Annotated in this window: 7 protein-coding genes; all 7 read left to right on the top strand. The window is 41.0% G+C overall.

The window, feature by feature from the left end; all coding sequences use genetic code 11:
- Positions 1 to 108: 108 nt before the first annotated feature.
- Positions 109 to 663: a hypothetical protein gene (locus B9J84_RS14600; RefSeq protein WP_094124442.1), complete on the top strand. Its 555-nt coding sequence runs from the start codon at positions 109 to 111 to the stop codon at positions 661 to 663.
- A 157-nt stretch (positions 664 to 820) separates the two neighbouring features.
- Positions 821 to 1,234, top strand: coding sequence for an RDD family protein (locus B9J84_RS14590; RefSeq protein WP_019283386.1), 414 nt, complete (start codon positions 821 to 823; stop codon positions 1,232 to 1,234).
- A gap of 157 nt (positions 1,235 to 1,391) precedes the next feature.
- Complete coding sequence (locus B9J84_RS14580) at positions 1,392 to 2,144, top strand: SDR family oxidoreductase (protein WP_094124441.1); 753 nt, start codon at positions 1,392 to 1,394, stop codon at positions 2,142 to 2,144.
- Positions 2,145 to 2,317: 173 nt separating this feature from the next.
- Complete coding sequence (locus B9J84_RS16245) at positions 2,318 to 2,674, top strand: hypothetical protein (protein ID WP_094124440.1); 357 nt, start codon at positions 2,318 to 2,320, stop codon at positions 2,672 to 2,674.
- Positions 2,675 to 2,879: 205 nt separating this feature from the next.
- Positions 2,880 to 3,185, top strand: coding sequence for a YkgJ family cysteine cluster protein (locus B9J84_RS14565; protein WP_094124439.1), 306 nt, complete (start codon positions 2,880 to 2,882; stop codon positions 3,183 to 3,185).
- Positions 3,186 to 3,347: 162 nt separating this feature from the next.
- Positions 3,348 to 3,812, top strand: a complete 465-nt coding sequence (locus tag B9J84_RS14555; RefSeq protein ID WP_002033245.1) for a GNAT family N-acetyltransferase — start codon at positions 3,348 to 3,350, stop codon at positions 3,810 to 3,812.
- 153 nt (positions 3,813 to 3,965) lie between these two features.
- Positions 3,966 to 4,705, top strand: a 740-nt coding sequence (locus tag B9J84_RS14550; protein WP_143698876.1) for a hypothetical protein, incomplete at its 3' end; no start/stop codon positions are given.

The following is a 4,705-nucleotide window of genomic DNA, read 5'->3' as shown; positions in this document are numbered from 1 at the left end:
TGGTGCAGAAGTGAATTTCAGTGTTTACAGTGTGTTTTTTGAGTCCGGTGGTGCGTTGTCAACCCCTTAGCCGGGCGTTAGGCTTTTTTTTAACTTTTGAGGTAATAAATGAACGTAGAGCGTTCAGAGCTTTGTGCTCTTTATTTGGGGCTAAAATCAGATACTCAACAATGTAAAGATAACCTTTCTGATACATACACTGGGTTTTGGGATCGGACATATACCAAAACTGTATTCTCAATGGTGGAGGGAGTAACATTCCGCATCCGACAGTATATGATTGCAGGTGTTGAGTGTGAGATGTTCTCTCTGGACTATCCCACATTAAGCTTTTTAAGTGAGTCAACCTACAAGCTAGATTCAAAAGGAAGATTGAAGCAAAAAGAAGAATTCATGTCATTCTTGCCTGGTTTCAAGTTTACCTTCGAGTCTTTTGGTAAGTGTTTAGGGATGGAAGAGTTTGTAGCTTCAGCATTTTCGCATAATGGTTTTAGCGAATTTAGAAAAAGCGTCGCAGTTAGAAACAGACTTACGCACCCTAAAGATTGTCTCGAAATTATGGTAAATGGAAAAGAGATCGAACAAATTAAAATTGCAGAAGAGTGGTTTCATTCATTGTGTCTACCACTAATTCAGCGGGCATTTGAACTTGAAAAAGCCTAACAAACGCTTCAAGAGGGACAGCCAACGCGTGGCATTTTTACCATGCGTTGGTTTTTGTGGTTACGATGTTATGCAGAAGCTTTGTAGTAGCGTTGTCTGCCCCTTAAGTGGGCGTTAGCAAATTTATTCGACATCTAACTTGCATGGAGAAAAGTAAGTGGAAATAGATAGAGATTCGATCATTGAATCACATAGGCTGGCAAGCCCGGGTCTTCGTTATCTAGGGCAAATCATTGATGGTGCAATAAGTGCCACAATATTCATTTTCTTTCTTTGGCTCGGTACTTTAATTGGTTTATCCCAAGCTTCATCAAGCTTAATAGCATTTTCGGCGGCTGCTTTATATTTTCTACTTTCTGACGGTTTACCTAAAGGGCAAAGTCTCGGTAAGAAACTACTAGGGATCTCAGTTATAGATTCGGTTACAGGAAAAAGTTGTAGTTTCCCTCAGTCATTTTTTCGTAACCTTCTGACACCAATAATTGGCATGATCGACGCGGTCTTTATTCTTGGCAAAAGAAGACAGAGGTTAGGTGACAAGCTGGCAAAAACAATCGTTGTAGTAAATTAGCTAACAAACGCTTCAAGAGGGACAGCCAACGCGTGGCATTTTTATTATGCGTTGGTTTTCGTGATTACGGTGTTATGCGGAAGCTTGGTAGTAGCGTTGGCTGCCCCTTAAGCGGGCGTTATGCATTACATCAAATTCAGCGTTAAAAGGATGAATAATGAGCGTTCGAAAAGTAGTTGTTATTACTGGCGGTAGCCGAGGGATTGGTGCGGCGACAGCAAAGCTTTTTGCTCAAAACGGTTTTTCCGTATGCATAAATTACAAATCTAATGCTGAGGCTGCTAATACTCTCGTTGAAGAAATCAAAGCGTTAGGTGGTCATTGTATTGCGGTTCAAGCTGACATTTCCAAAGAAGGTGATGTTGTTAAACTGTTTGAAACCGTTGACCAAGAGCTTGGTGTTGTTTCTGTTCTTGTCAACAATGCTGGTATCTTAAAGAAGCAGATGCGCTTAGACGAAATGAGTGCAGAGAGGATTAACTCAATTCTCATAAACAATGTGACAGGTTATTTCTTGTGTTGTCGTGAAGCAGTGAAACGAATGTCAACTCGTCATGGTGGTCTCGGTGGTGTCATAGTTAATGTTTCTTCGGGAGCCGCTCGAACAGGTTCACCGAATGAGTACATCGATTATGCCGCGTCAAAAGGTGCAATTGACACGTTAACAAAAGGTCTGTCGTTGGAAGTTGCCGCGGAAGGTATCAGAGTTAACTGTGTTCGCCCAGGATTGATTTATACCGATATGCACGCTGACGGTGGAGAGCCTGACCGTATAGAACGACTCAAAAATAAAATTCCAATGCAACGGGGTGGTTTGCCTGATGAAGTCGCTGAGGCCATTTATTGGTTAGCGTCTGAAAAATCATCATTTTCTACAGGTAACTTTCTGGATTTAGCCGGTGGTTTGTAATGCATAACAAACGATTCAAGAGGGACAGCCAACGCGTGGCATTTTCACTATGCGTTGGTTTTTGTGATTACGGTGTTATGCGGTAAGTTGGTAGTAGCGTTGGCTGCCCCTTAAGCGGGCGTTATGTGTTTCTCGATTTATGGTCCACTCAAATTATGTAGTATGGAAAGATAATGTATAGAAGTATATTTACAGCTTTCGTCTTTGTTAGTTTCTTTTGCCATGGTGCATCAGATATTAACAGTCTTTATGTTTATGACGAACCGTTGGAGATGCCACCCTATTCAGATCAATGGTTTATTGATGGTGTTTTAACAGATCTGAAGAACTTACATATAAGAAGAGACGGTAAATCTGGTGATTTATCAGCTCCAGCCAGTATTGATTGTAAAACTAGAAAATTTACAGTGACGGGGAATGGACTTCTTTATACTTCCGATCCGATTTCATCATCAGAAGTTAGTCAACAAATCAGTGATAATGTCATTGAGGCAGTATTACAAAAAATTTGTGGTGCAAAAAGCACATAACAAACGGCTCAAGAGGGATTGTCAACGCTTGGCGACTTTAGTGCAAAATTGAAGTTCAGTGTTTACAGTGTGTTTTTTAAGTTCGGCTATGCGTTGTCAACCCCTTAGCCGGGCGTTATGGCTATCAAGTTTAGTTCGTCATTAATGTCGGTAAATTGGTTTAAATTGGAGTACTATCCTGCGATTAAACTCGCTGAAGAACTCGATGACAATCCCAATTAAAAATGTATCAAATCCGGAAATATCGTGCTCAAACTGCCATGCTTGTTGCTGCCGTTTAGAGGTTATGATCATTACCGATACAGGTGTACCAGAGCAGCATATTGCATTCGATGAATGGGGTGGAGAAACGATGCTGCGTTTGTCAGATGGTTGGTGTTCAGCTCTAGATCGTGAAACGTTCATGTGCACAATTTACGAAAATCGCCCTTGGATTTGTCGAGAATTCGAAATGGGCTCTTACGAATGTCGAGATGAACGTATAGACCTTTCTTGGATTTTTACCCAATAAATCAGTGAGTTGTTAGCCATAACAAACGGTTCAAGAGGGACAGCCAACGCGCGGCATTTTTATTATGCGTTGGTTTTTGTGGTTACGGTGTTATGCGGAAGCTTGGTAATGGCGTTGGCTGCCCCTTAACCGGGCGTTAGCTGAATGGTGGTAAATATCAGCATGATCGAAATTAGAAAGTATCAAGAATCAGATGCGCATGATTTATGGGCTATTTTTTATCATACGGTTCGTAATGTGAACTTACGTGATTATTCGCAAGCCCAAGTTGAAGCATGGGCTCCAGATGATTTTTCTTCAGAGATTTGGCAACGAAAAATGAACTTGCTGTCACCTTTTGTGGCTGAAATTGATGGAAAAATTGTTGGTTATAGTGATCTTCAAGAAAATGGATTAATTGATCATTTCTTTTGTCACCATGAACATCAAGGTCGAGGAGTCGGACGACAGTTAATGGAACATGTACTCAGAATGGGTAAGTTACAAGGAATTACTAGGTTTTACTCTGAGGTGAGTATTACAGCTCGTCCGTTTTATGAGAGATTTGGGTTCAAGGTTACACAAGAGCAAACCATAGAAGTCCGCGGTCAAAAGCTGTGCAACTTTGTCATGGAGAAATTCAGCTAACAAACGCCTCAAGAGGGACTATCAACGCGTAGCGTTTCCAGTCCCATTGAGCCGCGGTGGTTTCGGTTGTTGTATTTGAGTTTAGTGGTAATGCGTTGCCAGCCCCTTAGGCGGGCGTTATACATTTCATTGGGTTAATCGGAAGGAAATTACGTGGCTAGAAATATTAATTCAGCTTTTCGAGTGAGAGAAATACTACAATCGGTAGTTTCGAAACCAGATCAAGTCGTTGGTAGTGAAGTATGGGCTGAGGTTTTTGATATCAAAGAGGTAGATTCGAGCCGTAAGAATTTTAGGATCTCTCGTTGTTTGGCTGACTTACATGATGAGGTCGAGCAAATTAGAGTAGAAATGCTGAAACTTGGTTATAGTGCAGACCTTTACGATTCAAGCTTGAACTCATGTAACATCGCATTTGCTGTTAATTTAATCGGTAACTCTTGGGTTTCCGCAAAACAAAACATTAAGCCTGAGGTTATTTTGGCTTTAGGATTTTGTTCCGAAATTCTACCAAATGAAGAAGAGTTAGTTGATTTAGAAAATTTAGAGCAGTTGGCTTTAATGGCTTCAGAGCTAAGGAGTGAACTATCCAATTCTAGTTTGCCTGCTTACACGCTTCATATCATAGAAAAACACCTTAGCAAAATTGAAGAGGCAATATCTAAATATCGAGCCATCGGTGCCAAAGCATTGGAAGATGTAGTGCATTCTGCATATGGTGAAGTCATCGCAAACGACAAAATATTTAAGGAAGCTCAAGGCAGCAGTGAGCTACATAAATTGTCAATTATATGGCAGAAAACTAAGAGTGTATTGGACGGGGTTGTGTCTGCCGATAAACGCTTAGGTGCAGCACAAGGGATGGCTCAAAAAGGACACGAATTGTTAGAGTT

Origin of the sequence: Vibrio sp. V03_P4A6T147, assembly GCF_002241085.1 — a bacterium.
GTDB classification, from domain to species: Bacteria; Pseudomonadota; Gammaproteobacteria; order Enterobacterales; family Vibrionaceae; genus Vibrio; species Vibrio anguillarum.
Note: the sequence above shows the minus strand (reverse complement) of the source record. Positions and strands in the feature narration are given on the sequence as shown.

Bases quoted from the DNA above. Each gene is read 5' to 3' on its own strand.
- B9J84_RS14600 (WP_094124442.1), top strand. From the start codon at position 109: ATGAACGTAGAGCGTTCAGAGCTTTGTGCTCTTTATTTGGGGCTAAAA.
- B9J84_RS14580 (WP_094124441.1), top strand. From the start codon at position 1,392: ATGAGCGTTCGAAAAGTAGTTGTTATTACTGGCGGTAGCCGAGGGATT.
- B9J84_RS16245 (WP_094124440.1), top strand. From the start codon at position 2,318: ATGTATAGAAGTATATTTACAGCTTTCGTCTTTGTTAGTTTCTTTTGC.
- B9J84_RS14565 (WP_094124439.1), top strand. From the start codon at position 2,880: ATGACAATCCCAATTAAAAATGTATCAAATCCGGAAATATCGTGCTCA.
- B9J84_RS14555 (WP_002033245.1), top strand. From the start codon at position 3,348: ATGATCGAAATTAGAAAGTATCAAGAATCAGATGCGCATGATTTATGG.